Annotated in this window: 28 protein-coding genes; 16 read left to right on the top strand and 12 right to left on the bottom strand. The window is 72.3% G+C overall.

Features of this window, described 5'->3' with window-relative positions:
- Positions 1-178: 178 nt before the first annotated feature.
- Positions 179-1,624, bottom strand: a complete 1,446-nt coding sequence (locus AB0N03_RS34575; protein WP_364380684.1) for a PLP-dependent aminotransferase family protein — start codon at positions 1,622-1,624, stop codon at positions 179-181.
- A 28-nt stretch (positions 1,625-1,652) separates the two neighbouring features.
- On the opposite strand from AB0N03_RS34575, the gene AB0N03_RS34580 reads away from it, so the two are divergent.
- Together AB0N03_RS34580 and AB0N03_RS34585 are read left to right on the top strand one after the other, a co-directional pair.
- Positions 1,653-2,450, top strand: a complete 798-nt coding sequence (locus tag AB0N03_RS34580; RefSeq protein ID WP_364380687.1) for an L-histidine N(alpha)-methyltransferase — start codon at positions 1,653-1,655, stop codon at positions 2,448-2,450.
- Complete coding sequence (locus AB0N03_RS34585) at positions 2,447-2,671, top strand: hypothetical protein (protein WP_364380690.1); 225 nt, start codon at positions 2,447-2,449, stop codon at positions 2,669-2,671. The genes AB0N03_RS34580 and AB0N03_RS34585 overlap by 4 nt, the downstream gene beginning before the upstream one ends.
- On the opposite strand, the gene AB0N03_RS34590 is transcribed toward AB0N03_RS34585, so the two are convergent.
- Positions 2,608-5,835, bottom strand: coding sequence for a tetratricopeptide repeat protein (locus tag AB0N03_RS34590; RefSeq protein ID WP_364380693.1), 3,228 nt, complete (start codon positions 5,833-5,835; stop codon positions 2,608-2,610). The two genes, AB0N03_RS34585 and AB0N03_RS34590, sit on opposite strands and share 64 nt — an antisense overlap.
- Before the next feature lie 241 nt (positions 5,836-6,076).
- Complete coding sequence (locus tag AB0N03_RS34595) at positions 6,077-6,805, bottom strand: alpha/beta fold hydrolase (protein WP_364380696.1); 729 nt, start codon at positions 6,803-6,805, stop codon at positions 6,077-6,079.
- Positions 6,806-6,850: 45 nt separating this feature from the next.
- Here AB0N03_RS34595 and AB0N03_RS34600 point away from each other — a divergent pair, with 45 nt between their 5' ends.
- From AB0N03_RS34600 to AB0N03_RS34610, 3 genes are all read left to right on the top strand, one after another.
- Entirely contained in the window at positions 6,851-8,113 is a 1,263-nt protein-coding gene (locus tag AB0N03_RS34600) for a cytochrome P450 (RefSeq protein ID WP_364380699.1), read from the top strand.
- The gene (locus AB0N03_RS34605; protein ID WP_364380702.1) at positions 8,113-9,024 is read left to right on the top strand and encodes a LysR family transcriptional regulator; all 912 of its coding nucleotides are present in this window, start codon (positions 8,113-8,115) and stop codon (positions 9,022-9,024) included. The genes AB0N03_RS34600 and AB0N03_RS34605 overlap by 1 nt, the downstream gene beginning before the upstream one ends.
- 90 nt (positions 9,025-9,114) lie before the next feature.
- Positions 9,115-9,861, top strand: a complete 747-nt coding sequence (locus AB0N03_RS34610; RefSeq protein ID WP_364380706.1) for an SDR family oxidoreductase — start codon at positions 9,115-9,117, stop codon at positions 9,859-9,861.
- A gap of 19 nt (positions 9,862-9,880) precedes the next feature.
- On the opposite strand, the gene AB0N03_RS34615 is transcribed toward AB0N03_RS34610, so the two are convergent.
- Together AB0N03_RS34615 and AB0N03_RS34620 are read right to left on the bottom strand one after the other, a co-directional pair.
- Positions 9,881-10,693 carry a carbon-nitrogen hydrolase family protein gene (locus tag AB0N03_RS34615; RefSeq protein ID WP_364380709.1) on the bottom strand — a complete coding sequence of 271 codons (813 nt, stop codon included), beginning with the start codon at positions 10,691-10,693 and terminating at the stop codon, positions 9,881-9,883.
- Entirely contained in the window at positions 10,690-11,484 is a 795-nt protein-coding gene (locus tag AB0N03_RS34620; protein ID WP_364380712.1) for a DUF1295 domain-containing protein, read from the bottom strand. Before AB0N03_RS34620 ends, AB0N03_RS34615 begins: the two co-directional genes overlap by 4 nt.
- 30 nt (positions 11,485-11,514) lie before the next feature.
- Here AB0N03_RS34620 and AB0N03_RS34625 point away from each other — a divergent pair, with 30 nt between their 5' ends.
- On the top strand, positions 11,515-12,006 hold the full coding sequence (locus AB0N03_RS34625; RefSeq protein WP_364380715.1) for an emopamil-binding family protein: 492 nt from the start codon (positions 11,515-11,517) through the stop codon (positions 12,004-12,006).
- Between the two features lie 11 nt (positions 12,007-12,017).
- Positions 12,018-13,229 (top strand): threonine synthase, encoded by a 1,212-nt coding sequence (locus AB0N03_RS34630; RefSeq protein WP_364380718.1) that lies wholly within the window; start codon positions 12,018-12,020, stop codon positions 13,227-13,229.
- Here the strand turns inward: AB0N03_RS34630 and AB0N03_RS34635 are convergent.
- Positions 13,226-13,579: an arsenate reductase family protein gene (locus AB0N03_RS34635; RefSeq protein ID WP_364380721.1), complete on the bottom strand. Its 354-nt coding sequence runs from the start codon at positions 13,577-13,579 to the stop codon at positions 13,226-13,228. The genes AB0N03_RS34630 and AB0N03_RS34635 overlap by 4 nt on opposite strands.
- Before the next feature lie 53 nt (positions 13,580-13,632).
- Here AB0N03_RS34635 and AB0N03_RS34640 point away from each other — a divergent pair, with 53 nt between their 5' ends.
- Positions 13,633-14,226 carry a TetR/AcrR family transcriptional regulator gene (locus tag AB0N03_RS34640; RefSeq protein WP_364380724.1) on the top strand — a complete coding sequence of 198 codons (594 nt, stop codon included), beginning with the start codon at positions 13,633-13,635 and terminating at the stop codon, positions 14,224-14,226.
- Positions 14,223-14,846 carry an enoyl-CoA hydratase/isomerase family protein gene (locus tag AB0N03_RS34645; protein ID WP_364380727.1) on the top strand — a complete coding sequence of 208 codons (624 nt, stop codon included), beginning with the start codon at positions 14,223-14,225 and terminating at the stop codon, positions 14,844-14,846. Before AB0N03_RS34640 ends, AB0N03_RS34645 begins: the two co-directional genes overlap by 4 nt.
- Before the next feature lie 60 nt (positions 14,847-14,906).
- Here the strand turns inward: AB0N03_RS34645 and AB0N03_RS34650 are convergent, their stop codons facing one another.
- Positions 14,907-16,118, bottom strand: coding sequence for an RNA polymerase sigma factor (locus AB0N03_RS34650; RefSeq protein ID WP_364380730.1), 1,212 nt, complete (start codon positions 16,116-16,118; stop codon positions 14,907-14,909).
- Positions 16,119-16,198: 80 nt separating this feature from the next.
- Positions 16,199-16,549 (bottom strand): YciI family protein, encoded by a 351-nt coding sequence (locus tag AB0N03_RS34655; RefSeq protein WP_364380733.1) that lies wholly within the window; start codon positions 16,547-16,549, stop codon positions 16,199-16,201.
- A 102-nt stretch (positions 16,550-16,651) separates the two neighbouring features.
- Between AB0N03_RS34655 and AB0N03_RS34660 the strand changes: the two genes are divergently transcribed.
- The 3 genes from AB0N03_RS34660 to AB0N03_RS34670 are packed head-to-tail and all read left to right on the top strand — an operon-like array spanning position 16,652 to position 18,311.
- Positions 16,652-17,104 carry a hypothetical protein gene (locus AB0N03_RS34660; protein WP_364380736.1) on the top strand — a complete coding sequence of 151 codons (453 nt, stop codon included), beginning with the start codon at positions 16,652-16,654 and terminating at the stop codon, positions 17,102-17,104.
- A complete protein-coding gene (locus AB0N03_RS34665; protein WP_364380738.1) occupies positions 17,098-17,322 on the top strand; it encodes a helix-turn-helix transcriptional regulator in 225 nt (74 codons plus the stop codon). Before AB0N03_RS34660 ends, AB0N03_RS34665 begins: the two co-directional genes overlap by 7 nt.
- Positions 17,319-18,311 carry an NAD(P)-dependent alcohol dehydrogenase gene (locus tag AB0N03_RS34670; RefSeq protein ID WP_364380741.1) on the top strand — a complete coding sequence of 331 codons (993 nt, stop codon included), beginning with the start codon at positions 17,319-17,321 and terminating at the stop codon, positions 18,309-18,311. The genes AB0N03_RS34665 and AB0N03_RS34670 overlap by 4 nt, the downstream gene beginning before the upstream one ends.
- Here AB0N03_RS34670 and AB0N03_RS34675 read toward each other — a convergent pair.
- The 3 genes from AB0N03_RS34675 to AB0N03_RS34685 all read right to left on the bottom strand — a co-directional run bounded on the left by AB0N03_RS34675 (position 18,301) and on the right by AB0N03_RS34685 (position 20,507).
- Positions 18,301-19,182, bottom strand: coding sequence for a M48 family metalloprotease (locus AB0N03_RS34675; RefSeq protein WP_364380744.1), 882 nt, complete (start codon positions 19,180-19,182; stop codon positions 18,301-18,303). The two genes, AB0N03_RS34670 and AB0N03_RS34675, sit on opposite strands and share 11 nt — an antisense overlap.
- A gap of 77 nt (positions 19,183-19,259) precedes the next feature.
- Positions 19,260-20,084 (bottom strand): NAD(P)H-binding protein, encoded by an 825-nt coding sequence (locus tag AB0N03_RS34680; RefSeq protein WP_364380747.1) that lies wholly within the window; start codon positions 20,082-20,084, stop codon positions 19,260-19,262.
- 51 nt (positions 20,085-20,135) lie between these two features.
- On the bottom strand, positions 20,136-20,507 hold the full coding sequence (locus AB0N03_RS34685) for a YciI family protein (RefSeq protein WP_364380750.1): 372 nt from the start codon (positions 20,505-20,507) through the stop codon (positions 20,136-20,138).
- A 163-nt stretch (positions 20,508-20,670) separates the two neighbouring features.
- Here AB0N03_RS34685 and AB0N03_RS34690 point away from each other — a divergent pair, with 163 nt between their 5' ends.
- Positions 20,671-21,753: an exo-alpha-sialidase gene (locus AB0N03_RS34690; RefSeq protein ID WP_364380753.1), complete on the top strand. Its 1,083-nt coding sequence runs from the start codon at positions 20,671-20,673 to the stop codon at positions 21,751-21,753.
- Positions 21,754-21,755: 2 nt separating this feature from the next.
- The gene (locus tag AB0N03_RS34695) at positions 21,756-22,040 is read left to right on the top strand and encodes a ubiquitin-like small modifier protein 1 (RefSeq protein WP_364380756.1); all 285 of its coding nucleotides are present in this window, start codon (positions 21,756-21,758) and stop codon (positions 22,038-22,040) included.
- Here the strand turns inward: AB0N03_RS34695 and AB0N03_RS34700 are convergent.
- A complete protein-coding gene (locus AB0N03_RS34700; protein WP_364380760.1) occupies positions 22,015-23,421 on the bottom strand; it encodes an MFS transporter in 1,407 nt (468 codons plus the stop codon). The two genes, AB0N03_RS34695 and AB0N03_RS34700, sit on opposite strands and share 26 nt — an antisense overlap.
- 24 nt (positions 23,422-23,445) lie before the next feature.
- Here AB0N03_RS34700 and AB0N03_RS34705 point away from each other — a divergent pair, with 24 nt between their 5' ends.
- Both AB0N03_RS34705 and AB0N03_RS34710 read left to right on the top strand, forming a co-directional pair.
- Complete coding sequence (locus AB0N03_RS34705; protein ID WP_364380763.1) at positions 23,446-23,871, top strand: MerR family transcriptional regulator; 426 nt, start codon at positions 23,446-23,448, stop codon at positions 23,869-23,871.
- Between the two features lie 100 nt (positions 23,872-23,971).
- Positions 23,972-25,066, top strand: a complete 1,095-nt coding sequence (locus tag AB0N03_RS34710; RefSeq protein WP_364380766.1) for a DUF222 domain-containing protein — start codon at positions 23,972-23,974, stop codon at positions 25,064-25,066.
- Positions 25,067-25,122: the final 56 nt, after the last annotated feature.

The following is a 25,122-nucleotide window of genomic DNA, read 5'->3' on the forward strand; positions in this document are numbered from 1 at the left end:
AATGTGGCCTTGGGGCGCTCGCGGCCGGGCGATTGATCTGTGGACAGTTCGCGCGGGCTGTGGACAACTCGGCTGGGTCGGCCTGAACTGTCGGTGGCTGCCGGTAGCGTTGAAACCGGGGGTCTCCCTCACGGCTGGAGCCACGCTGAGGGCACGCCGGGGGCGCGAAAGACAGCCGTCAGCGCAGGAGCTTTCCCAGCACCGCGACCCCCTCCGCGATCTCCGTCGACGTCCGGGCCGCGTACCCCAGCACCAGCCCCGGCCGGCCCGCCCGCTGCCGGTGCCACGACAGCGGCTGCACCTTCACCCCCTCCGCCAGCGCGGCCGCCGCCAGTGCGACGTCGTCCAGGTCCGTGCCGAACGTGATCGTCAAGTGGAGCCCCGCCGCCGCGCCGTGGACCACCGCAGTAGGCAGGGACACAGCCAACGAACGAATCATCGCGTCGCGGCGACGGCGGTGCCTCGCCCGGACCACCCGCAGCTGCCGCTCCAGCTCGCCCGTCTCCATCAGCCGGGCCAGGACCAGCTGGGCCAGCACCGGGTTGCCCAGGTCCGCGAACCGCTTCGCCGCCACCAGGTCGTCGCGGAACCGAGGAGGCGCCAGCAGCCAGCCCACCCGCAACGCCGGCGCCAGCAGCTTCGAAACGCTCCCCGTGTAACACACCTCCGGCAGCATCGACCGGACCGCGGGCACCGGTGCGCGGTCGTAGCGGTGCTCCGCGTCGTAGTCGTCCTCCACCACGATGCCGCCCTCGGCCGCCCAGCGCAGCAGATCCCGGCGACGCTCGCCGCCCAGCACCACGCCCATCGGGAACTGGTGGGCCGGGGTGACCAGCACCGCCGGAGCGCGCAGGTCGGCGACCCGCAGGCCGTCTTCGTCCACCGGGACCGGTGGGGTCGCCAGGCCGCAGTGGTGCAGGTGCTGCCGCGCGCCCAGCGAACTCGGGTCCTCCACCGCGATCTCCGAGATGCCGTGCTGCCGCAGCACCTCCCCCACCAACGTCAGCGCCTGCGCGACACCGGCCACCACGATGATCTCGCCGGGGTCCACGCGGATGCCGCGGCCGCGCGCCAGCCAGTGCGACACCGCGAGCCGCATCGCCGGCGCCCCGCGCGGGTCGCCGTAACCGAAGTGCGACGGCTCCAGCTCGTCCAGCACCGCTCGCTCGGCCCGCAGCCATGCCGCGCGCGGGAACGCCGTCAGGTCCGGGACGCCCGGCGTGAGGTCGATGCGGGCCGGGGCCGCGCGGACCGCGTCGAACACCTCGACGCCCGGCATCGGCGTGATCACCTTCGACGGCGGCCGGACGCGTGTGGGTTCGGGAGCCGACACCGGCGCGGCCACCACCACCGTGCCGGCCCGGCCGCGGCCCGCCGCGTGACCGTCGTCGATCAGGCGCTGGTAGGCCTCGGTGACGACACCCCGCGATACCCGCAGCTCGGCGGCCAGCACCCGGGACGCGGGCAGCCGGCCGCCGATCGGGAGCCGGCCGTCGGCGACGGCGGCGCGCAGCTGCCCGGCGAGCCAGTCCGCGAGGCCGCCCGCCGGCGCCTCGCGGACGTCGAGCTGGAGGAAGTCCGAACCTATGGACCCCTCCGAGCGCGGGGTTTTGGCTCTGTCCATCGAGCCATTGTCGCAGCACGCTGGTCGTATGGACACCACCTACGTGCACGGATACACCGAACCGGAAGCCCGCCGCCTCGGCGACCAGGCCGACACCCTGGCCGCGCTGCTGCACGCCGGGACGGCCTACCCCGCCGGGAGCCGCGTGCTGGAGGTCGGCTGCGGCGTCGGCGCCCAGACCGTCCACCTCGTGGCCCGCAGCCCGGACGCGCACCTGACCGCGGTCGACGTCTCCGAAGACTCGCTGGACCAAGCGAGACAGAGAGTCGAGGGAGTCGAGTTCCGCCGGGCCGACTTGTTCGCGCTCGACGGCGAGTGGGACCACCTCTTCATCTGCTTCGTGCTCGAACACCTGCCGGAGCCGGAAAAAGCGTTGACCCACCTGAAAACCCTGCTGCGGCCGGGTGGGACGATCACCGTCGTCGAGGGCGACCACGGCTCGGCGTTCTTCCACCCGCGCAGCGAGCACGCCCAGGCGGCGATCGACTGCCTCGTGCGCCTGCAGGCCGACGCCGGCGGTGACGGGCTCCTCGGCCGGCGCCTCTACCCCCTGCTCGCCGACGCGGGTTTCGACGACGTCCACGTCGAACCGCGGACGGTCTACGCCGACGCGTCGAAGCCGGACCTCGTCACCGGTTTCACCCGCGACACCTTCATCGCGATGGTCGAAGGCGTCGGCGAAACCGCCGTCGCGCGCGGGCTGATCGACGACGCCGGCTGGGCCCGCGGGATCGCCGACCTTTACCGCACGACCAGGGAATACGGAACCTTCCATTACGCGTTCTACAAGGCAACAGCCCTTCGCACTCCGGGAGGAGCGTCATGATCATCGCCGTTCTCGCCGCCATAGTCGTACTCGCCTGGGCGCTCGACCACGCGTACCGCCGCCGTCCGTACCCGCGCAACCGCTTGGCGGGCAGTACGAACGTCTTCGACCGGGACGTCCAGCGCCTCGAAGGCGACCTCGTCGCCGACGAACGCCACTACTCCAGGTCCGCCAGCCGGTCCCGGACCCGGATCGCGCCGGGCACGCACTCCCCGGCGTAACAGGCCAGCGCGCGTTCCCAGTGCTCGCGCGCGCCCGACGCATCATCGAGTCCACAGTGGACTTCGCCGAGCCCGCTGTGGGCTTTGCCCTGCTCGGGGCGGCAGCCCGTTTCCTTCGCCACGGCAAGGGCTTTGCGGTGGTACTCCAGTGCGTCCGATGACGCGCCCTGAGCCGCCGTCAACGCGCCCAAACTGTTGAGGACCCGGGATTCCACGCCCCGGTCGCCGCATTCGCGGGCCAGGCCCAGTGCCTCTTCGAGGTGCTGGGCCGCTTCGGCGTCCCGGCCTTGCGCGAGCCGGACGTCGCCGAGGTGCTTCAGCGCGACGCTGCGGTTGGTCGGGCTTCCCGTCTCCTGCGAGATTTCCAGCGCCCGCTCAAGGTGCGCCGCGGCTTCCGGATACCGGCCGCGCGCGTGCTCGACGTCGCCGAGGATGCCCAGCGCGTAGCCTTCGCTCACCCGGACGCCCATGGCACGGAAATGCTCCAGCCCCTGTTCCAGCGCACGGACGGCTTCGTCGTAGCGGCCCAGGGCCGACAGCGCGTCGCCCAGGTTGACCAAGGCATAACCCTCGCTGGTGCGATCGGCGGTGTCGCGGGCGAGCGCGCGCGCCTCTTCGAGGTAGCCGAGCGCTTCGCCGTACCGGCCGATGCCGCGGCAGGAGCAGCCGAGCACCACGAGCACCAGGCCTTCGCTGGTGCGGTCGCCGGCCTTGCGGGCCAGGGAAAGTGCTTCCGTCGAGTACGTGATCGCCTCGGCGAACCGGCCCAGCGCCCGGCAGACCAGGCCGAGGGTGTTGACCGCGTGGATCTCGGTGCGCCGGTCGCCGGTCTCGCGGGCGAGGGCGAGCGCCTCCTCCAGGTACCGCCGCGCTTCCCTCGACCGGCCGACGCGCCAGTGGCCGAGCGCGATCAGGATGAGCGGCTCGGCCTCGGCCATCCGGTCACCGGCGTCGTGGGCCAGCGCCGACGCGTGGGAGTGCAGCACCAGCGATTCCTCGTGGTAGCCGCCGACGTCGAGGTAGTGCCACAGGATCCCGGACAGCAGCCGCAGGTGGCCGGCCCACCCGTGCCGCGTCGCGTGCGCCGCGACGGCCAGGAGGTTGCGGCGCTCGGCCTCCAGCCACGCCGGCGCGTCGATCACCTTGACGTCGGGGTCGGGCACGTCCGGGCGCAGGTGGCGTTCCTGCGGCAGGACGGCGTCCATGGCCTGCGCGGCCGAGCGGACGTAGAAGTCGAACAGCCGCTCCTGCGCGTCGTGGCTCTCCGCCTGGTCACCCGCGGCGAGCTCGGCGGCGTAGACGCGCAGCAGGTCGTGCTGCTGGACGCGGTCGTCGCCGGTCTCCTGCGCGAGGTGGGCGCGGACCAGCGTGGCGATCAGCCGCTCCGCCTCCGGCACGGCGACGCCGGCGAGCGCGGCGATCGCGGCGGGGGTCAGGTCGCGGCCCGGGTGCAGGCCGCAGAGCCGGAACACGCGCGCGGCGTCGGCCGTCAGGTGCCGGTAGGACCACGAGAAGACGGCGCGGACCGCGGTCAGCGGGTCGCCGCCGCCGTCGAGCAGGTCGAGCCGGCGCCGCTCGTCGGCCAGCTCTTCCGCCAGGGCGGCGAGCCGCTCTCCCGGCCGGCTCAGCGCCAGCTCCGCGACCAGCCGCAGCGCGAGCGGCAGCCGGGCGGAGTACCCGATCAGCGCCTCGGCGGCGTCCGGCTCGTCGTCGACGCGCGCGCCGAGCAGCGTCCGCAGCAGGTCGAGGGCTTCGGTTTCGGTCAGCAGGTCGACGAGCACGCGGCGGGCGCCGTGGCGCGCGACCAGCCCAGGCAGCGCGTCGCGGCTGGTCACCAGGACCAGGCACGACGCCGAGCCGGGCAGCAGGGGGCGCACCTGCCCGACCGAGCCGGCGTTGTCCAGCAGCAGCACCATCCGCCGGGCGGTGAGCGCGGTGCGGAACTTCGCGGCGCGCTCCTCCTGCTCGGCGGGGATGTCCGCGCCGTCGACGCCAAGGGCGCGCAGGAACCCGGACAGCGCGTCACCGGGCTCGACCGGCCGGACGGTGCCGTAGCCGTGCAGGTCGAGGTAGAGCTGCCCGTCCGGGAACTCGCCGAGGGACCGTTGGGCCCAGTGGACGGCGAGGGCGGTCTTGCCGACGCCGCCGGTGCCGGACAGGACGGCGATGCGCGCGCCGGTGCCGCCGCCTTCCCGGAGGGCGTCCAGCTCGGCCAGCTGCGCGGTGCGGCCGCGGAAGCCGGCGACGTCCGCGGGCAGCTGGGCGGGGACGCGGGCCGGCGGTTCCGGCACCGCGAAGTCCTGCCGCAGCACCTGCCGCTGGGCCGCGCGCAGCTCGGAGCCGGGTTCGATGCCCAGCTCGCCGTCCAGCCGCTGCCGGATCTCCTCGAACACGGCCAAGGCGGCAGCCTGCCGCCCGGACGCGGCGAGCACCTGCATCAGCCGGGCGTGCGCGGGCTCGTTCAGCGGCTCCTCGGCGGTGAGCACGCGCAGCTGGACCGCCGCGTCTTCGGGGTCCGCGACCTCGGCGTAGGCCATCACGGTCTTCGCGCGCCTCATCGCCAGGGCCAGCCGGGCGGGGTGCTGCCGGAGCTGTCCGACGTCGGCGAGGGCCGGCCCGCGCCAGAGCGCCAATGCCTCGCGGTGGGCGCCCACCCTCAGGAACGCCTCGAAGCGCAGGAGATCGAGGCCGTCCTCGCCGGCGGTCAGCCGGTAGCCGCCCTTGTCGGTGGCGATGGGGTCGGCGGGCCGCAGCGCCCGCCGCAGCCGCGCGACGTAGGTGTGGAGCAGGTCCAGGCACGACGGCGGCGGTTCGTCCCAGATGACGTCGACGAGGTCCTCGCGCCGGACGGTCCGGTTCGGCTGCAGCGCCAGCATCGCGAGCAGCAGGCGCTGCTTCTCGGCGCCGATCTCGACCGGGGAATCCCCGCGCAGCACGGCGAGCGGGCCCAGGACGCCGATCCGCACCGGCTCCGGCGGCGCTTCGGCAAGCGCTTCCCGCAGCTTGCGCTCGGTCTCCGGCCGGGGCCTCCGGACGCTGCCGAGCTCGGCGTTGCGCACCGCGCGCAGGCTCAACCCGGCGCGTTCGGCCAGCTGCGCCTGGGTGAGGCCGGCGAGCACGCGGCGTTCTCGCAGCCGTCGGGCGAACGGCAGGCCTTCGTCCACAGGCGTCCTCTCCCCGCGTGCCCCGCAGCGGAACGTACCCCTCCAGCATTCCGATCGTGCCGCTCTACCTGTACCACCGAACGGCGAAGATAACCGTTTCCGCAGGTACCGACCGTGACGACAGCGCGGGTGGCGGGTACAGGCCCACGTCCACCACGGTTTCCTAGGCTTTCTCGCGTCCGGTGGTGGCGAGGGGTTCGGAGCAGCCGTCGCATGGGGTACGACGGCTGCACCCGAGCCTTCAGACGCCGAAGCGCTTCAACAGGGCGCGTACGGCGGCTGGGTCCTCGACGTGGGCGTTGTGCCCGAGACCGGCGAGGATGACCGCGTCCGGGTCCAGCGCGCGTAGCCGGCCGGGACGGCTCATCGGGTCGTTCTCGCCCGCCGCCAGCACGACCGGGCACCGCGCCGCGGCGAGCAGCGCCGGCATGTCCGGCGCGCCGACGCCGAACGCGGCCGGGTCCATCGCGAGGCGCCAACCTCCCTCGGTCTCGCGAAGCCCGGCCGGGTCCGCGGGCGCGATGCCGAGCAACCCGGACACCTTCAGATAGGCCTGATCGGCCTCGGCCTGCGTCTCGAACAGCCGAGGCGGGCGCGCCGCGAGCGTCGCCACGCGGCCCAGGTCGTCCTGGGTCCACTCGACCTTCACCCCGAGGGCGAGCACGCCCTCGACTTCGACGTCGTAGCGGCCGGAGGCCAGTTCGAGCGCGAGCACCCCGCCGAGCGAGTGCCCGGCGACGACCAGCGGCCTCCGATCGGGCAGCGCCCGCGCGACGGCCGAGGCGAGCGTCTCGAAGCTGTAGTGCGGCAGCGGCGCGGACGGGCCGTGGCCCGGCAGGTCGGGAACCAGGACGCGCCGGTCGAGCTGCACGGAGAGATGGGCCCACACGGCGCCGGTCGCGCCCAGGCCGTGCAGGAGGAGGACGGCCGGTTCGCCCTGGCCGCCGGTGCGCATGTTCAGCGTGTCCATCGGAGCAGCCTGCCGCAGGATGCGGCTCGGAGCTAGGGTCGGCTCGTGGGGATCACCGATCCGGACACCTACGTGCGCGGTGTCCCGTACGACGAGCTGGCGCGGCTGCGGCGCGCGTCGCCGGTGGTGCGCGTCGACGACTTCTGGGCCGTGCTGCGGCACGCCGACGTGCGGCGTGTCCTGCGCGATCCCGCCGTGTTCTCCTCGCAGCTCGGCGGGACGCAGATCCGCGACCCGGCTTCCGCGGCCGACCTCGCCTACGTACGCCGGATGATGCTCAACATGGACCCGCCGGAGCACGGCCGGCTGCGCGGGCTGCTCACCAAGGCGTTCACACCACGGGCCATCGCGAAGCTGACCGAGCGGATCGAGACGTCGGCGCGGGACCTCGTCGCCGCCGTCGCCGAGCGGGGCGAGTGCGACTTCGCCAAGGTCGCCGCCGACCTGCCGCTGCTGACCCTCGCCGCGGTGTTCGGCGTGCCGGAGCAGGACCGGCGGCTGATGTACGACTGGAGCAACCGGGTCATCGGCTACCAGGACGCCGAGTACGCGGTCAGCTCGACCGTCTCCGAAACCGACGTGACCGACCTGGCCCGGACCGCGCTCGCCGTCCGCCCGTCCCCCGGTCCGGACGGGTCGATGCCGGACCCACGGACGCGCGCCGGGATGCCGGACCTCTACGCCTACGCGAACGCGCTCGGCGAGTACAAGCGCGAGCACCCGGGCGACGACGTCATGAGCAACCTGATGCGGCACGTCGGCGACGACGGCGGACGCGTCTCGCTCGCCGAGTTCGAGAACCTCTTCTGGCTGTTTTCCGTGGCGGGCAACGAAACGCTGCGCAACGGCCTGCCCGGCGGGATGCTGGCACTGCTCTCGCACCCCGGGCAGTACCGGCGGCTGCTCGCGGACCGGTCGCTGCTGCCGTCGGCGGTCGAGGAGATGCTGCGGTGGTGGACGCCGGTCATGAACTTCCGGCGGACGGCCACTTCCGACGTCCGGCTGTCCGATGTGGACATCCACGCCGGGGACAAGGTGGTGGTCTGGTTCTCCGCGGCCAACCGTGACGCCGACGTGTTCGACGACCCGGACGCGTTCGACGTCGGCCGGACCCCGAACGACCACCTGACCTTCGGCCACGGCCCGCACTTCTGCCTGGGCTCGCACCTCGCCCGCGTGCAGCTGCGAGCCATGTTCGGCGCGGTGCTGGACCTGCTCGGCGAAGTGTCGCTCGCGGGCGATCCGGTGCGGCTGCGCTCGAACTTCCAGAACGGCCTGAAGTCGCTGCCGATCCGCTGGGCGCGCTGATGGAGATCCGCGAGCTGCGGGCGTTCGTCGCCGTCGTCGAGGCGGGCGTGCTGTCGAAAGCGGCGCGGCAGCTGCACATCAGCCAGCCGGCGTTGTCCCAGACGATCACCGCGCTGGAACGCCGGCTCGGCGTCCAGCTGCTGGTCCGCACCAGCACGGGCGTCCAGGTGACGGACGCGGGCACGACGTTGCTGGGCGAGGCCCGGGCGGTGCTGGCGCGCCACGACCGGGCCGTCGCCGCGATGGCCCGGCACACGAAGACCGGCGGCGGGGTGCTGCGCGTCGGCATCCCCCTCGAACTGCCGCCCGAGCTGCTGCCGTCGGCCCTCGCGCGGCTCGCGGAGGCCTGCCCGGACACGCGGGTGCAGGCGCGCCACCTGTCGTCGGTGGCCCAGGTGGCGGCGCTGCGGGCGGACGAGCTGGACGTCGGGCTGGTGCGGGAGCGCCCGGCCGGGCCGGACCTCGACGCGACGCTCGTCGTCTCGGAGAACGTGGGCGTCCTGCTGGCGACCGACCTCGCGGAGAAGCTCGCCGGTCCGGACGGGGTGCGCCTGGAGAAGCTGGCCGGGCTCGACTGGTTCGCGTTCGCCCGCGCGGGCAGCCCGGCGTGGTACGACGAGCTGGCGGCGACGCTGCGCAGCCACGGCCTCGACGTCGGCCCCGAGGTACCGGAGGACCGGCGGCTGATCGTCGAGCTCAAGATCCCGGCGGTCAGTGCGGGCGGGGCCTACGCGTTCGCGCCGCGCGAGTGGCCGTACCCGATGCCGGACACGGTCCGGTGGCTGCCGCTGGCCGGGAACCCGATCGTGCGGCGGACCTGGGCCGTCTGGCCGGCGGCGTCGCACCGCCGCGACCTCACGGAGTTCGTCGCCGCGCTGGAAGACCATTCGCGCGGCGAATCGCGGGCATAAGGAGCGCCGAACACCGTTTCGGAAGTCCGCACCTGCACTTTCGCTTGAACCCGGTGACCGGGGAAACACCTCGGTCGCGAGGAGTGAGTGATGACTGAAGGACTGTCCGGGACCACGGCGCTCGTGACCGGCGGAACCAGCGGGATCGGGCGGGCGACGGCGGTCGCGCTGGCCGGGCTCGGCGCCCACGTCGTGCTGTCCGGCCGGGACGCGGCGCGCGGGGCGGAGGTCGTCGAGCGGATCCGGGAGGCGGGCGGGAAGGCCGACTTCGTGGCAGCCGACCTGACGGACGCGGCTTCTGCGCGCGCGTTGGCCGCGCGGGCCCGGGAAGTGGGCGGGCACGTCGACGTGCTGGTGAACAACGCCGGGATCTTCCCCACCGGGTCCACTTCGGACACGGCCGAGGCCGACTTCGACCGCGTCTACGAGACGAACGTGAAGGTGCCGTTCTTCCTCACCGCCGAGCTGGCGCCGGAGATGGCCGCGCGCGGCCGCGGCGCGATCGTCAACGTGTCCACGATGGTCGCGACGCGGGGCATGGCGGGCATGGCGCTCTACGGCTCGTCGAAGGCCGCGGTCGAGCTGATGACCAAGGCGTGGGCGGCGGAGTTCGGGCCGTCCGGCGTGCGGGTCAACGCGGTCAGCCCCGGCCCGACCCGCACCGAAGGCACGGCGGCGTTCGGCGACGGCCTCGACGAGCTGGCCGCGGCGGGCCCGGCCGGCCGGGTCGCCGCACCCGAGGAGATCGCGGCGGCGATCGCGTTCCTGGTGACGGAGGGGTCGAGCTTCGTCCAGGGCGCGGTGCTCCCGGTGGACGGTGGCCGCTTGGCGGTCTGAGTCCCGTTCGCCGACGGCGTCACCGCAGGAAGGTGACGCCGTCCTGGGGCCGCTCGTCCACCGACAGCGCGAAGACGTCCGGACGCGCGTAATGCCCCGAGACGTCGAGGCTGTGGCGGGCGGCGACCACCTCGTCGAGGTCGATCGTCGCCGTGATCAGGCCCTCCGCGTCGTGGAGCGGGCCCGCGAGGACGTCGCCAAGGGGGCCGACGATCACGCTCCCGCCGCGGAACGGGTCGTCGCCCTCGCTTTCGTACGGGCAGGCCGAGATCACGAAGCACCGGCCCTCGTCGGCGATGTGGCGCATCGACGCCTGCCAGACGTCGCGGTCGTCCGCCGTCGGGGCGCACCAGATCTCGACGCCCTTCGCGTACATCGCCGCGCGCAGCAGGGGCATGTGGTTCTCCCAGCAGATCGCCGCCCCCGCCAGGCCCGCCGCCGTCGGGATCACCGGGAGCGTCGAGCCGTCGCCCCGGCCCCAGACCAGCCGCTCGCGCGCGGTCGGCACCAGCTTGCGGTGCTTGGCGACCAGCCCGAGATCGGGGTCGAGGAACACCGCCGTGCTGTAGAGCGTCGAGCCGTCCCGCTCGATCACGCCGACGACCAGGCTCGCGCCGGTCCGGGCCGCCAGGCCGGCCAGCGCGGCGGTCTCGGGCCCGGGGATGGTCACCGACGCGCGGAAGTACTCCACGAACGGCCCGCCGCGCGGGTACCCGCCGAGCACGGCCTCCGGCATGACCACCAGGGCGGCGCCGCGGATCTCGTCCTCGAACTCGAGGATCCGCTCGAGCGAACCGCCCGTTCCGATCTGGAGGGCGCCGACGACGGTCATCCGCGGACGGACTCGCGCTTCGGCGGCCACGGCACCACCGCGGACACCCGCCGCTGGTAGTCGGCGTACTCCGGGTAGCGGGACGTCGTGATGCTCTCGGTGAACTTCGTCGACCCGACGAACAGCAGCGTGAGCAGGACCGCGCCCACGACCGTCCACTGCAGACCGCCGGCGACGATCCCGAACACCGCGATCACCCACCACTGCGCCTGCTCGAAGAAGAAGTTCGGGTGCCGCGAGTACCGGAACAGCCCTTCCTGCAGGAACCGCGTCGACGCGCGGCCCGCGTGCTTCTCCCGGTGGAACACCCACTGCTGCTGGTCCGCGACGGTCTCCCCGGCCAGGAACGCGGCGAAGATCACCGCGACGACGACGTCCGCCACGCCGAACGAGCCCTGGTGCTCCAAGGCCGTGTACGCGGGCAACGTGATCAACAGCAGGATCGCGTTCTGATAGAGCGAGATGAAGAAGAAGTTGAAGACCTGGAACTGCCACGGCGCCATCCGCTCGCGCAGCACCGCCCACCGGTAGTCTTCGCCGCCGCGGGCGTAACCACCCTTCCGGGCGAAGTTGAACGTCAGCCGGATCCCCCACAGGGCGACCAGCGCGAACATCACGTCGAGGCGCGCGTCGGCGAACCCGGCCGCGCCGGCGAAGATCGCCAGGTAGGCGACCGGGACGATCGACCAGATCCGGTCGACCCAGGAGTATTCCCTGGTCAGCACCGACAGCAGCCAAGTGCCGAGCGTCACTCCGGCGAAGACGTACAGGCAGACCCGCAACGCGTCCATCCACTCACAATAGGACCTAGGATCGATCCCATGAACCTGCCGCTGCGGGACCGGAAGATCGACGTCTTCTTCGCGGTGCTGTTCTCGGCCTTCACGGTGACGTCGCTGATCAGCGACCTGCTGCCGACGGTCGGTGTCGACTTCTCGAAGCCGTCGGACAACTTCTTCGTCAACTCGAACTACTGGTACGCCCACGACGCCGACGCGCTGTTCATGCACCCGCCGGACTGGATGCGGATCGTCACCGGGCTCTCGGCGTTCGTCTACATGCCGTTCTACGTCGTGCTCGTGTTCGCGCTCTTGACCGGCCGCAACTGGATCCAGCTGCCGTCGGTGATCTACGCGACGATGATCGTCACCCTGACCGGGGTCGTCGTGTTCGGCGTCGAGTTCTTCGGCGACCCGGCGTTCCGCACCGGCAACCCGGCGAAGTTCCTCGCGTTCAACCTGCCCTACGTCCTGGTGCCGCTCCTGCTGCTGGTCCGGATGCGGCGTCCGCTGCCTTTCACCCGCCGATTCTGACCGGAGGCGCCGTGCCGTACTCGTTCCTCAGCCACCTCGAATGCTCGCGAACCGGCGAGCGCCTCGACGCCGACACGGTCCAGGGCCTCTCGCCGTCGGGTGCGCCGCTGCTCGCGCGGTACGACCTCGACGGCGTCCGCGAAGCCGTGACGCCGAAGGAGATCGCCGGGCGCGAGCCGACGCTGTGGCGCTACCACGAGGTGCTGCCGGTGCGCTCGGCCGAGCGGGTCGTGAGTCTCGGCGAGGGCATGACGCCGTTGCTGCGCCTGCCGCGCTACGGCCGTGAGCTGAGACTTTCGCGGCTGTGGATGAAGGACGAAGGCCTGGTCCCGACGGGCACGTTCAAGGCCCGCGGCGCCGCGGTCGGCGTCTCCCGGGCGGCGGAGCTGGGCGTGGGCGGGATCGCGATGCCGACGAACGGCAACGCGGGTGCGGCGTGGGCGCTGTACGCGGCCCGCGCGGGACTGTCGAGCCTGATCGCGATGCCGGACGACGCCCCGGCGATCACCATGCGCGAATGCGTCGCCGCCGGAGCCGAGCTGTACCGCGTGGACGGTCTCATCGGCGACGCGGGGAAGCTCGTCGCCGCGGCGGTTCCGCGCCGGCCGGGCGTGCAGGACGTCTCGACGTTGAAGGAGCCGTACCGCATCGAGGGCAAGAAGACGATGGGGTACGAGATCGCCGAGCAGTTCGGCTGGCGGCTGCCCGACGTGATCCTGTACCCCACCGGCGGCGGGGTCGGGATCATCGGGATCTACAAGGCTCTGCTGGAAATGCTTTCGCTCGGCTGGGTTTCCGGACCGTTGCCCAAGCTGGTGGCGGTGCAGGCGACCGGGTGCGCGCCGATCGTTTCGGCGTTCACGCGGGGCGCTCGCGAGAGTGAGCCGTTCCCCGACGCCCGGACGGTCGCCTTCGGCATCACCGTGCCCAAGGCGCTGGGCGACTTCCTGGTGCTCGACGCGGTGTACGCGACCGGCGGCACCGCCGTCGCCGTCACGGACGAAGAACTGCTTGCGGCGCAACGGGAACTGACCACTTTCGAGGGAACGTTCATCTGCCCGGAAGGTGGTGCGTGCTTCGCCGCGCTGCGGCACCTGCGCGAGTCGGGGTGGCTTTCCGGCGACGAGGACGTCGTGGTCTTGAACACCGGCGCCGGGATCAAGTACCCGGAGACGGTGCCGCTCGACGTCCCGCTGCTGCCTCGGGATGGTCGCATTCCTTAGAGGACCGAGCGCACCGTTTCGGGGTCGCGGGCGACGACGGTGGTGCCGTCGTCGGCCGTGATGATCGGGCGCTGGATCAGCTTCGGGTTCTCGGCCAGGGCGTCGATCCAGCGCGCGCGGTCGGCCGGAGTGCGCCCCCACGTCTTGAGGCCGAGCTCCTTCGCGATCGGCTCGGCGGTGCGCGTGATGTCCCACGGCTCCAGACCGAGGCGCTTCAGGACGGCTTTCAGTTCCTTCGCGGTCGGCGGGTCCTCGAGGTAGCGGCGCACGGTGTACTGCGCGCCGGCTTCGTCCAAGAGGGACACGGCGGACCGGCACTTCGAGCACGCCGGATTGACCCAGATCTCCACGGCGGCAGCTTACCGCCCTGGTTTTGGAGCACGTGTTCTGTTACGGTCGCGACATGCCCCGCCCCCGCGTCCACGATCTCGACGCGCTGCTCGACGTCGCCGAGCGGCTCGTCGCGTCGTCGGGGGAGGTCACCGTGCGTGGCCTGGCCGCGGCCGCCGGCGTGCCGAACGGGACGATCTACCACGCGTTCGGCTCGCTCAGCGCGGTGCTGGCTCGGGTCTGGCTACGGGCGGCGACCGCTTTCCTGGACCTGCAGACCTCGCACGTGGACGCGGCTTCTTCTCCGGTGGAGGCGGTCGTCGCGGCGGCGGACACGCCCGCGGTGTTCGCTTCGCTGCGTCCCGACGGGGCGCGGATGCTGTTGCGGGTCCGCGGTGACCGGCTGTTCGGGCCGGAACTGCCCGACGAACTGGCGGACGCCTTGCACGCGCTGGACAAACGCCTGGTCGCGCTGCTCGTGCGGCTCGCGCGTCAGGTGTGGGGCCGCGGCGACGGACTGGCCGTCGAGGTGATCACCACCTGCGTCGTCGACCTGCCGACCGCGTTCTTCCGGCGGGACATCACCGATCCCCTGGTGCGGGCGCGGCTCGCCGCCGCCGTGCGAGCCGTGCTGACCGTGCCTCCTCGAGAGAAGGACCGACCGTGACTGTTTCGGTGTTGCACCTGGGCGACGACGAGAACCGCTTCTCGCCCGAATGGCTGCAGCGCGTCCATTCCTTTTTGGACGGTGTCTCCGGCGCACTGGTGACGACCGGGGGCGGGAAGTTCTACTCGAACGGTCTCGACCTCGACTGGCTCATGGCCAACGGGGACAAGGCTTCGGCGTACGTCGCCGAGGTGCAGGAGCTGTTCGCGCGCGTGCTGACGCTGCCGGTCCCGACGGTCGCGGCGGTCAACGGCCACGCGTTCGGCGCGGGCGCGATGCTGGCGATGGCGCACGACTTCCGCGTGATGCGCGGCGATCGCGGGTACTTCTGCTTCCCGGAGGCCGACATCAACATCCCGTTCACGCCGGGGATGGCGGCGCTGATCCAGGGCAAGCTGACGCCGTCGTCGGCGATCGCGTCGATGACGACCGGACGCCGGTTCGGCGGCGCGGACGCTTTGGCCTTCGGCCTGGTGGACGAGGTCGCTTCCGAGGGCGAGGTCGTGAAGGTGGCTTCCGAACGGGTCCAGGCCTTGGCGGGCAAGGACCGCGGCACGCTGGGCGCGATCAAGGCGACGATGTTCGCCCCGGCGGTGGCGGCGCTGCGCGCACCCGCGTAGGCCGCAGCCGACAAGCCGTGAAGGCCTCCTTACCGGCATCTAAGGCCGTGAAGGAGGCCTTCACGGCTTTGCGCACTGGGTGAGGCGCCGGCGCAAGTGGGCCCGCTCGGGTTCCGTGCCCGCCAGGGCGAGCGCGTCCTGGTAGGCGACCGCGGCTTCGGCGAGGCGGCCCAGGCGGCTGAGCAAGTCACCTCGCGCCGCCGGGAACGGGCTGTACTCCCGCAAGCGGGGTTCGTCGGACAGCGCATCAAGCAGCGCCAGCCCCGCCGCCGGGCCGTCGCGCATCGCCACCGCCACCGCTCGGTTCAGCTCCACCACCGGCGACGGCGCCAACCCGAGGAGCACGTCGTACAGCGCCACGATCTGCGGCCAATCGGTACGAGAAACGTCCGGCGCCTCGTCGTGCAGGGCCGCGATCGCCGCCTGGACGCCGTACAGCCCCGGTGGCCCGCCGGTCAAAGCGAACTCGACCAGTGAAGTCCCCTCGGCGATCATCGCGCGGTCCCAGCGGCCGCGGTCCTGGTCGTCGAGGAGCACCAGGTCGCCGTCCGGGCCCGTGCGGGCGTCGCGGCGCGCGTGGATCAGCAGCATCAGCGCCAGCAGGCCCGCCACCTCCCGCTCCCCCGGCAGCAGCCGGCGCAGGATCCGGGCCAGCCGGATCGCCTCCTCCGCCAGGTCGAGCCGCTGCAGGTCCGGCCCCGAACTGGCCGCGTACCCCTCGGTGAAGATCGAGTAGACGACCTGGAGCACGCCCGGCAGCCGCCCGGGCAGCTCGCCGGCGTCCGGTACCCGGAACGGGATCCGCGCCGTGCGGATCTTGTTCTTCGCCCGCACGATCCGCTTGCCCATGGTCGCGCTCGGCACCAGGAACGCGCGCGCCACCTCCGGCGTCGTCAGCCCGGCCAGGCACCGCAGGGTCAACGCCGTCCGGTCTTCGGCGGGCAGCGCCGGGTGCGCGCAGGTGAAGAACAGCTGGAGCCGCTCGTCCGGGAGATCGCCGTCGGCGGACGGCGGGGCGGGCGCCGCGCGCTCGGCCTCGACCTGCAGCACCGCGAGCCGGGCCGCGTAGGCCTGGTCGCGGCGCAGCCGGTCGACGGCCTTGCGCCGCGCCGTCGTCATCAGCCAGGCGCCGGGCTTCGGGGGGACGCCGTCGGCGGGCCAGCGCACCAGCGCTGCCTCGATCGCCTCCGACGTCACCTCCTCGGCCAGGTCGAGGTCGCCGAACCGGCGGACGAGCGCGGCGAGCAGCAGGCCGCGCTCCTCCCGGAACACCGCCTCCAGGGTCAGCCGGGGACTCCGCCACCCGGAACCCCCGAAAGCCTCGCCCGACGCGGCCGCCCGCCCCGTCACCGTCAGCCCTCGAAGTCGGCGAGGGGCCGCACCACGATCGACCCGCCGTCGCGGGAGCCCGGGCAGCGCGCCGCCCAGTCGAGCGCGACGTCGAGGTCGGGCACGTCGACGACGAAGTAGCCGCCGAGCACCTCCCGGGTCTCGGCGAACGGGCCGTCGGTGACGACGCGCTCGCCGCGGTCGTCGACCCGGACCGTGGTGGCCGTGGTGAAGTCGGCGAGCGGGCTCCCGTAGAGGTGGACGCCCGCCTCCTTGATCTCCTTGTAGAACACCTGCCAGCCCTCCGGCGTGCAGCCGCCGGTGACTTCGCCTTCGTCGTTCAGGCCGGCGTTGATCAGCATCAGGTACTTCACGGGATCCTCCGGTGACTCGGTTGTCGTACGCGGTGACTACGAACGGCCGGCGCCGCCTTGGACACCCTCGCCGAAGATTTTCGCATGTCAAGAAACTTTGACATGGTGTCTGGTTTGTTTTACCTTGAGCTGGTGACCCACGAAGAGAAGCGTGCTTGGATCCTCGGGATCAGCGCGATCGCGAGCTACGCCGTCTACCTGGTGGTGGTCCTCGGCCGGGCCGGCGGGCGACCGCTGGCCGAAGTCCCCTACGTCGCGGTGCTGCTCTGGACGGTCGGGGCGTCCATCGTCGCCACGATCGTCGCGAGCATCCTCGCCGCGATGGTCTCGAAGGACGGCGGGAAGGACCAGCGCGACCGCGAGATCGGCCGGTTCGGCGAGTACGTCGGCCACTCGTTCGTCGTCATCGGCGCCGTCGCGGCGCTGCTGCTGGCCATGGCCGAGGCGCCGCACTTCTGGATCGCCAACGCCGTCTACCTGGCGTTCACGCTCTCGGCGATCCTCGGGTCGGTCGCCCGGATCTTCGCCTACCGCCGGGGTTTCCAGCCGTGGTGAAACCGACCCGCGTCACGAATTCGCTCCGCGCCCTCCGGTTCGCGCACGGCCAGATGACCCAGGCCGACCTCGCCACCCGGATCGGCGTCACCCGCCAGACCGTCATCGCGATCGAGCAGGGCCGCTATTCGCCGTCGCTCGAGATGGCGTTCCAGCTCGCGCACGTGTTCGGCGTCCCGCTCGAAGAAGTGTTCCAGTACCCGGAGGAGTCACCATGAAGGCGATCGTCCAAGACCGCTACGGCAGCCCGGACGTCCTCGAGTTCCGCGACACCGCCAGACCGCTGCCCGGTGGCGGCGAGATCGTCGTGCGCGTGCACGCGGCCGGCGTCGACGCCGGCGTGGGGCACCTGACCACCGGGCACCCGTACCTGCTGCGCCTGCTGGGTTTCGGGCTGCACGGGCCGAAGCAGCCAGTGCGGGGTCTCGACTTCGCCGGAACGGTCGAGGAGGTCGGCGAGGGCGTCTCGCGGGTCCGGCCGGGTGACGAGGTGTTCGGCGTTTGCGAGGGCGCCTTCGCCGAGTACGCCGTCGCGAAGCAGGACCTCGTCGCGGCGAAACCCGGCCGCCTCTCGTTCGAGCAGGCCGCGGCCGTCCTGGTTTCCGGCGGCACCGCCCTGCAGGCCGTGCGCGACGTGGGCCGCGTCCGGCCCGGGCAGCGCGTCCTGGTCATCGGGGCGGCGGGCGGTGTCGGCACCTTCGCGGTCCAGCTGGCCAAAGCGTTCGGCGCGGACGTCACGGGAGTGTGCAGCACCGCCAAGACGGACTTGGTCCGCTCGCTCGGCGCCGAGCACGTCGTCGACTACACGCGGGAGGACTTCGCCGCGGAGCAGTACGACCTGATCGTCGACGCCGCGGGCCTGCGCTCGCTGACCGCCCTGCGCCGCGCGCTGGCCCCGCGCGGCACGCTCGTGCTCGTCGGCGGCGAAAACGGCGGCCGGTGGCTCGGCGGCATCCAGCGGGTGGTCCGGGCGGCACTGCTGAACCCGTTCGTCCGGCAGCGGCTGTGCGGGCTCGTCTCCCGCGTGCGCGCCGCGGACCTCGAAGCCCTGCGAGACCTCATCGAAGCCGGGCAGCTCACCCCGGCGCTCGACCGGACCTACCCCCTCGCCGACGCCGCCGCCGCGATCGGCCACCTGACCGCGGGACGCGCGGCGGGCAAGGTCGTCCTCACAGGGCTCACAGGGCTCACAGGGCTCAAAGCCTGACGCCGAGGTCCTTCAGCCGCTTGACCCGGTCGATGTGGGCGGGGTGCCCGGCCATCAGCCGGGACCACAGCCGGCGCTCGTCACCGCGGTCCCGCAGGTTCCACGCCTTGAGCAGCAGCGCCAGCTCCCGGCCGTACCCCAGCCGCGCCGCCATCCGGTCGGCCCGGTACTCGCCGAGCCGCTTCGACCAGGCGAGCACCGGGCCGAGCAGCGGCGTCAGCAGCAGCCACGGGTCGAGGAAGGCGAGCGCGGTGAGGATGCCCAGGCTGAGCAGCACGGTGACCAGCACCGCGACCGACCGGCCGAAGGAACGGAACGCCCGGCCGACGTACGGCACGACCCAGGCGATGAGCCGGACCAGGCGGGCCAGCACCCGGGCCGGCAGCTCGAGCCAGTGCACCAGCAGGGTGGCCCGCGTGTGCCCGGACAGGTGATGGCCCAGCTCGTGGGCGAGGATGGCTTCCAGGCCCGGGCGCGGCAGGTCGAGGGCGGCGCGCGTCACCGCGACGGTCCGGCCCCCGGCGGCGAAGGCGTTCAGCTCGCGCGACGGCTCGACCCACAACCGGTACCGGCCGCCGTCGACCCCGGCCGCGTCGCAGACGGCCGCCCAGCTCGGCCTGAGCCAGGTCAGCTCGCCTTGGCTGGGTTCGCGCATCTTGAGCAGCACGGACAGCACGAGGTGCTCGTAGACGGGGACGAACGTGATCGCGCCGGCCAGCGCCCAGCCGGCCGGGAGCACCCAGAAGTACGGCGGCCAGACCAGCTTCCCGAGCAGGCCCAGCACCAGCAGGCTGCTGGCGACCACCGGGACGGCGAGCACCACCCCCAGCACCGCGGAAAGATCCACCCGCGCCCGCTCTTCGCCGCTCACGCTCCCCCTCCCGCCGGGTCCACCTTGGCGTGGCGCCCGGCGGAGCACAACGGCCCGCCGGAACTGTCCGGGAGCTGTCAGGAAAACGCGTCCGCGTGCGCCTCGGCCCACTCGGCGAACGTGCGGGCGGGCCGGCCCGTCACCTCGGCCACCGTCGGGTGCACCGTCGCTTCGTCCAGCGTTCCGCCGACGTAGAAGTCCCAGAACGCTTCGACGTACTCGCGCGGCATACTCGCCTCGAGCTCGGCGCGGGTCTCGTCGTCCGAGAGGCCGACGAACTCCAACTTGCGGCCGAGCACCTCCGACAGCACCGCGACCTGGTCGGCGGGCCGCAGCGCCACCGGGCCGGTCAAGTCGTGGATCCGCCCTTCGTGGCCGCCCGCGAGCGCTCGCGCCGCCACCGCGGCGATGTCCGCGGGGTCGATGGACGCCGCCGCGACGTGCGGGAACTGCGCGCGGACCGTGTCGCCCTCGCGCAGCTGCGGCAGCCAGCGCAGCGCGTTCGCCATGAACGCGCGCGGCCGCAGGAACGTCCAGTCCAGCCCCGATTCCCGGACCGCGCGCTCGGCGAGCGTCAGGTACGCCGAGACCGCGTTGTCCAGGTTTTCCAGCGCCGCCGACCCGCTCGACAGCAGCACGATCCGGCGGACGCCCGCGTCGCGTGCCTTCGCCAGCATGCCGGGCATGTCGTGGTAGCCCGGCAGCAGGAAGATCCCGTCGGCGCCCTCGAGCGCGTCGCCGAGACTCGCGGGATCGTTGAGATCGCCCGCGACGGCTACGGCGCCGTCCGGGAGCGCGACGTCCGGCCGGCGCACCAGCGCCCGCACCGGTTCCCCCGCTTTCGCCAGTACCGCAACCACTTCCGCGCCGACGTTGCCGGTGGCGCCGGTGACCAGGAACATCGCTCTACCCCCAGAGTCGGTTCCGGGCCAGCCTAGCGCCACCGGCGGCGGTCAGTCCTGCGCCGGCAGGTCGTCGAACTCGACGACCTGGCGCACCTCGACCTCGATCTCGAGGTCGAACAGCTCGACGTACTTCTTCGCGAACTCGACGGCCTCAGCCCGGTCGGCGGCGTTGATCAGGGCGAACCCGCCGATGACCTCCTTGGCCTCGGCGAAGGGCCCGTCGGTGACGCGGATCGCCGCGCCGCGCGGCTTGCGGACCAGCGCGCCCTTGTCCGACTTGTGCACCCCTTCGGCCGTGATCAGGATGCCCTTCTCCGCCGACTCCTGGATGAACCCGCCCATCTTCTGCATGAACTCCGGGCTGGGGTTCCACGCCTGCGGGTCGCTCTCGTCGATGCGGTGCATCATGAGGAAACGCATGGTCTTGCTCCCTGGTTCTCGTCGGCCGGGGCCCGGTTCGTCCCGGGCTCGGTGACCGGCCTTCACCCCCGCGTCGATCGGTCGCGCGCGGCGTTCGACATTTTTCTCCGGAGATTTTTCCGGAAGAGTACTGTGACGCGGGTCACTGGGAGGAAGGTGCTCGATGTCCGTTCTGCTCGCGATCGGTACGCGCAAGGGTCTGTGGCTGGCGACCAGCCCAGACGGCCGCACGAACTGGGAGGTGACCGGGCCGCACCACCCGATGACCGAGGTGTACGCGGTCGGCATCGACACCCGCCGGTCCACCCCGCGGCTGCTCGCCGGGGTCACCAGCGAGCACTTCGGGCCGAGCGTGGCCACCAGCGACGACCTGGGCGCGACCTGGCACGAACCCGACCACGCCCCCATCGCGTTCCCACCGGACACCGCCGAGTCCCTCGTCCGGGCCTGGCAGCTCGTGCCCGGGCCGCCGAGCGAGCCGGACGTCGTCTACGCCGGCACCGAGCCGTCCGCCCTCTTCCGGTCGACCGACGGCGGCCGGACCTTCGAGCTGGTCCGCGGTCTGTGGGACCACCCGCACCGCGAGCACTGGACGCCCGGGGGCGGCGGCAAGGCGATCCACACGGTGCTCCCCGACCCGGTCCAGCCGGGCCGCGTCACCGTGGCGATGTCGACCGGCGGCGTCTACCGCACCGAGGACGGCGGAGCGTCCTGGCGGGCCAGCAACACCGGCATCAAGGCCGTGCACGTACCCGACCCGTACCCCGAGTACGGCCACTGCGTGCACAAGGTCGCGATGCACCCGAGCGAGCCGGACCGGTTCTTCGCGCAGGTGCACCACGGCGTCTACCGCAGCGACGACGCCGGGGCGAGCTGGCAGTCCATCGCCGACGGCCTGCCCAGCGACTTCGGCTTCCCGATGGTCGTCCACCCGCACCGGCCCGAGGTGATCTACACGTTCCCGCTGACCGCCGACGTCATGCGGTTCCCGCCCGGCGGCCGGTGCCGGGTGTACCGCAGCGAGGACGCCGGGAAGTCGTGGGAGGCTGTGGGCCCGGGGCTGCCGGACGACTACTGGGCCGGGGTGATGCGCGACGCGATGTGCGCCGACGACGCCGACCCGGCCGGGATCTACTTCGGCTCGCGGACCGGCGACGTCTACGCCAGCCGGGACGACGGCGACAGCTGGGAGCTGGTCGTCGCGCACCTGCCCGACGTCCTGAGCGTCCGCGCCGCGACGGTGTGACCGTGCGGATCACCGTGCTGGTGCCCGGGCCCCTGCGGGAGAAGGCCGGCGGCGAGTCCCGCCTGGAGGTCGAGGTCGCCGGGCCGGCCACGCTGGGCACCCTCCTCGACGCGCTCGCGCAGCGGTACCCGGCGCTCGAACGGCGGCTGCGCGACGAGCAGGCGGGGCTGCGCCGCTACGTCAACTTCTACGTCGACGGCGAGGAGTGCCGCCACCGCGGCGGCCCGTCCGCGGCTCTGCGCGACCGCGCCGAGGTCCAGATCATCCCGTCGGTCGCCGGAGGCTGACCGGCCCGCCCTCCACCTCGGCGAACAGCGCCGCCGCCCGCGTGGCCGTCGCCGTCGCGCGCCGGCCCGTGCTGAGCAGCGCCAGGGCGAGGACGCCGGCGCCGAGCGCGGCGACCAGCCACCACACGCCGGCCGTTCCCCCCGTGCCCGCGATGGTCCCGGCGAGCGCGACGCCGAGGGTCGTGCCGGTCTGCCGTCCGGCCGAGGCCAGCGATCCGGCCACCCCGGCCATCGACGCCGGCATCCCCGAGACGGCCGTGTTCGTGATCGGCGGGTTGACCGTGCCGAGGAAGACGCCGAACAGCAGGTAGCCGGCGAGCACGAGCGGCAGCGGCGTCGCCGGGCCGAGCCACGCCGACGCGGCGCCGCCCAGGGCGAGCGCGACCCCGGCGACGACCAGCGGCAGCCGCGGCCCGCGCGTGCCGACCAGCCGTCCCGTCCGCGGGGACAAGATCAGGACGAGCACGCCGACCGGGAGCAGGCAGAGGCCGGCGTCCAGAGCCGACAGGCCGCGGACGTCCTGCAGGTACTGCGTCGTGAGGAACAGGAAGGCACCGAACCCGCAGAGCGCGAACAGCGCCATGACGATCGCGCCGCTGAACGAGACGCTGCGGAAGAGGCGCAGTTCGAGCAGCGGATCGGCGCGGCGCGGTTCGTGGCGGAGGATGCCCAGGACGCCGAGCCCGGCGACGACCAGCAGCCCGAAGAGCACCGGCGACGTCCAGCCGAGCCGGCGCGCCTCGATGATCGCCTCCACCACGCAGCCGAGCACGAGGACCACGAGCACCTGCCCGAGGGGGTCGAACCGGCGCGCCCGGGCCGCGCGGGACTCGGGCACGAACGCGGCGGTGGCCACGATGGCGACGGCGATGATCGGCACGTTGACCCAGAAGACGGCCCGCCAGCCGAGGCCGTCGACGAGAGCGCCGCCGAGGATCGGCCCGAGCGCGAGCGCCAGGCCGGACATCGAGCCGAACACGCCGATGGCGCGGGCGCGTTCGGCCGGCGCGGGGAAGGTCGTGACGACGATGGCCAGGGCGACCGGGTTGAGCATGGTGCCGCCGACCGCTTGGACGGCGCGAGCGGCGATCAGCCAGCCGATGCCGGGCGCCACGCTGCACAGAAGCGACCCGAGCCCGAAAACGGCGAGCCCGGTGAGGAAGACGCGCTTGCGCCCGAACCGGTCCGCGGTGGACCCGGCGAGCACGAGGAACCCGGCCAGCACCAGCGTGTAGGCGTCGATTGTCCACTGTAGACCGGCGACGGACGCGCCGAAGTCGCGGCGGATCGACGGCAGGGCCACGGTGACGATCGAGATGTCCATGACGGCCACGACGATGCTGGTGCAGCAGATGGTGAGCACGAGCGCGGGAGACTTCATGCCGTCGACGGTAGGATTTAGAGCGTGCTCGAAGTCAAACCGATCCCCGAGGCCGGGCTGACCATCGCCGAGGCGGCGCGCCGCAGCGGGGTCAGCGCACACACGCTGCGCTACTACGAACGAGCGGGGCTGGTGATCACGCGGGTCGACCGCACCGCCGGTGGCCGGCGGCGGTACCGGCAGCTGGACCTGGAGTGGATCAAGATCTGCACCAAGCTGCGGGCTACCGGGATGCCGATCAAGGTGATCCGCCGGTACGCGGAGCTGGTCGGTGCCGGCCGCGGGAACGAGGCGGAACGGTTGGCCTTGCTGGAGGCACATCGGGCCGAGGTACTGGATCGGTTGGTCGAGTTGCAGGAGAACTTGCGGCTGATCGAACGGAAGATCGGTGTATACCGGGGACGGTTGGATGCTGGTGATGCCGATGGGCTTTGGGCTCCTGGGGGTTGATTTTTCCTGATACGGCTTCGCCGGGGCGTGGGCCTGCCGCATTGCCGCTTCCACCTGATCGAGTGATGAACATGCGTTCGTGGGTCGGTAATCTTGGTGCGTGGACAGCGAAGCGGTGATGCGAGCGGATGCGGTGGCCCTGGCCGACCGCATCTCCGCGCTGCTCACTGTCGTGCGGTCTGCCGAGGCCGAGATCGGTTCTCTGCTCGTGGAAATCGAGTCGCGCGGTGTGATGGAACTCTTCGGATACCGTTCTGTGGCGCGGTTGTTCGAGCATCTGGCCGATGTTCCCAAGGCTGCCGCTGAGTCTGTCGTGAAGCGGGCTCGGGGTCTTACGCCTGGCCGGAACCTCGACGGCAGCCCGGTGCCCGCGGCTGCTCCCGCTACCGGCGCTGCTGCTCTCGAGGGCCGTCTGAGTACCCCGATGATCGACACCATCATCGGTGTAGTGACTCAACTTTCGCCCGAGCATCGCGACGACGCCGAGCAGCATCTGCTGTCCTTCGCCTCCGAGGCCGGACACAAGCAAGTGGCAGCGTTGGGTGCGCGGATCCTGGCGCACCTCGATCCCGATGGTGCCGAGCCGGACACGACCGAACCGGCTACTCCTTCTCGCGAGCTGTCGTTGCGCCACAAGAGAACCGGGGTATGGGAACTTCAGGGTCGGTTCGACGACGAGACCGGCACTCGCGCCAGCGCCCTCCTGGACTCCCTCGCCCAACGCCGCACGACCGACGAGGGCCCGGACTTGCGTTCCCCGCAGGAGCGTTACGGTGATGCTTTCTCCGACGCCGTCGACCTGGCGTTGAACTCCCCCGATCTGCCGATGCAGGCCGGTGAGCGAGCCCACGTGATGGTCGCGGTCTCGCTGGAGGACCTGAAGTCCGGCGTTGGCCGGGCCATCCTCGGTGACCTGGGCACGATGTCCGCAGCCGAAGCCCGGATCCACGCCTGCGACTGCATGCTCATCCCCGCAGTCCTAGGCGGCAAGAGCGAACCCCTCGACCTCGGACGCCAACGCCGCCTGGTCCCACCCGGACTCCGCCGCGCGCTGTACCTGCGCGACCGCGGCTGCGCCTTCCCCGGCTGTCATCGCCCACCCCGGCACTGTCAAGGTCACCACGTCCGGCATTGGGCTGACGGCGGCCCCACCGAGCTAGGGCCTGTATCGAAGTGGGTCAGAGCCATTCGTTGATCGCAGCGATCTGAACAGTAGCTTCGTAGCGGACGGCGAGTTTGTCGTAGCGAGTA

It is taken from the genome of Amycolatopsis sp. NPDC051061 (genome assembly GCF_040682935.1).
Taxonomy (GTDB): Bacteria; Actinomycetota; Actinomycetes; order Mycobacteriales; family Pseudonocardiaceae; genus Amycolatopsis.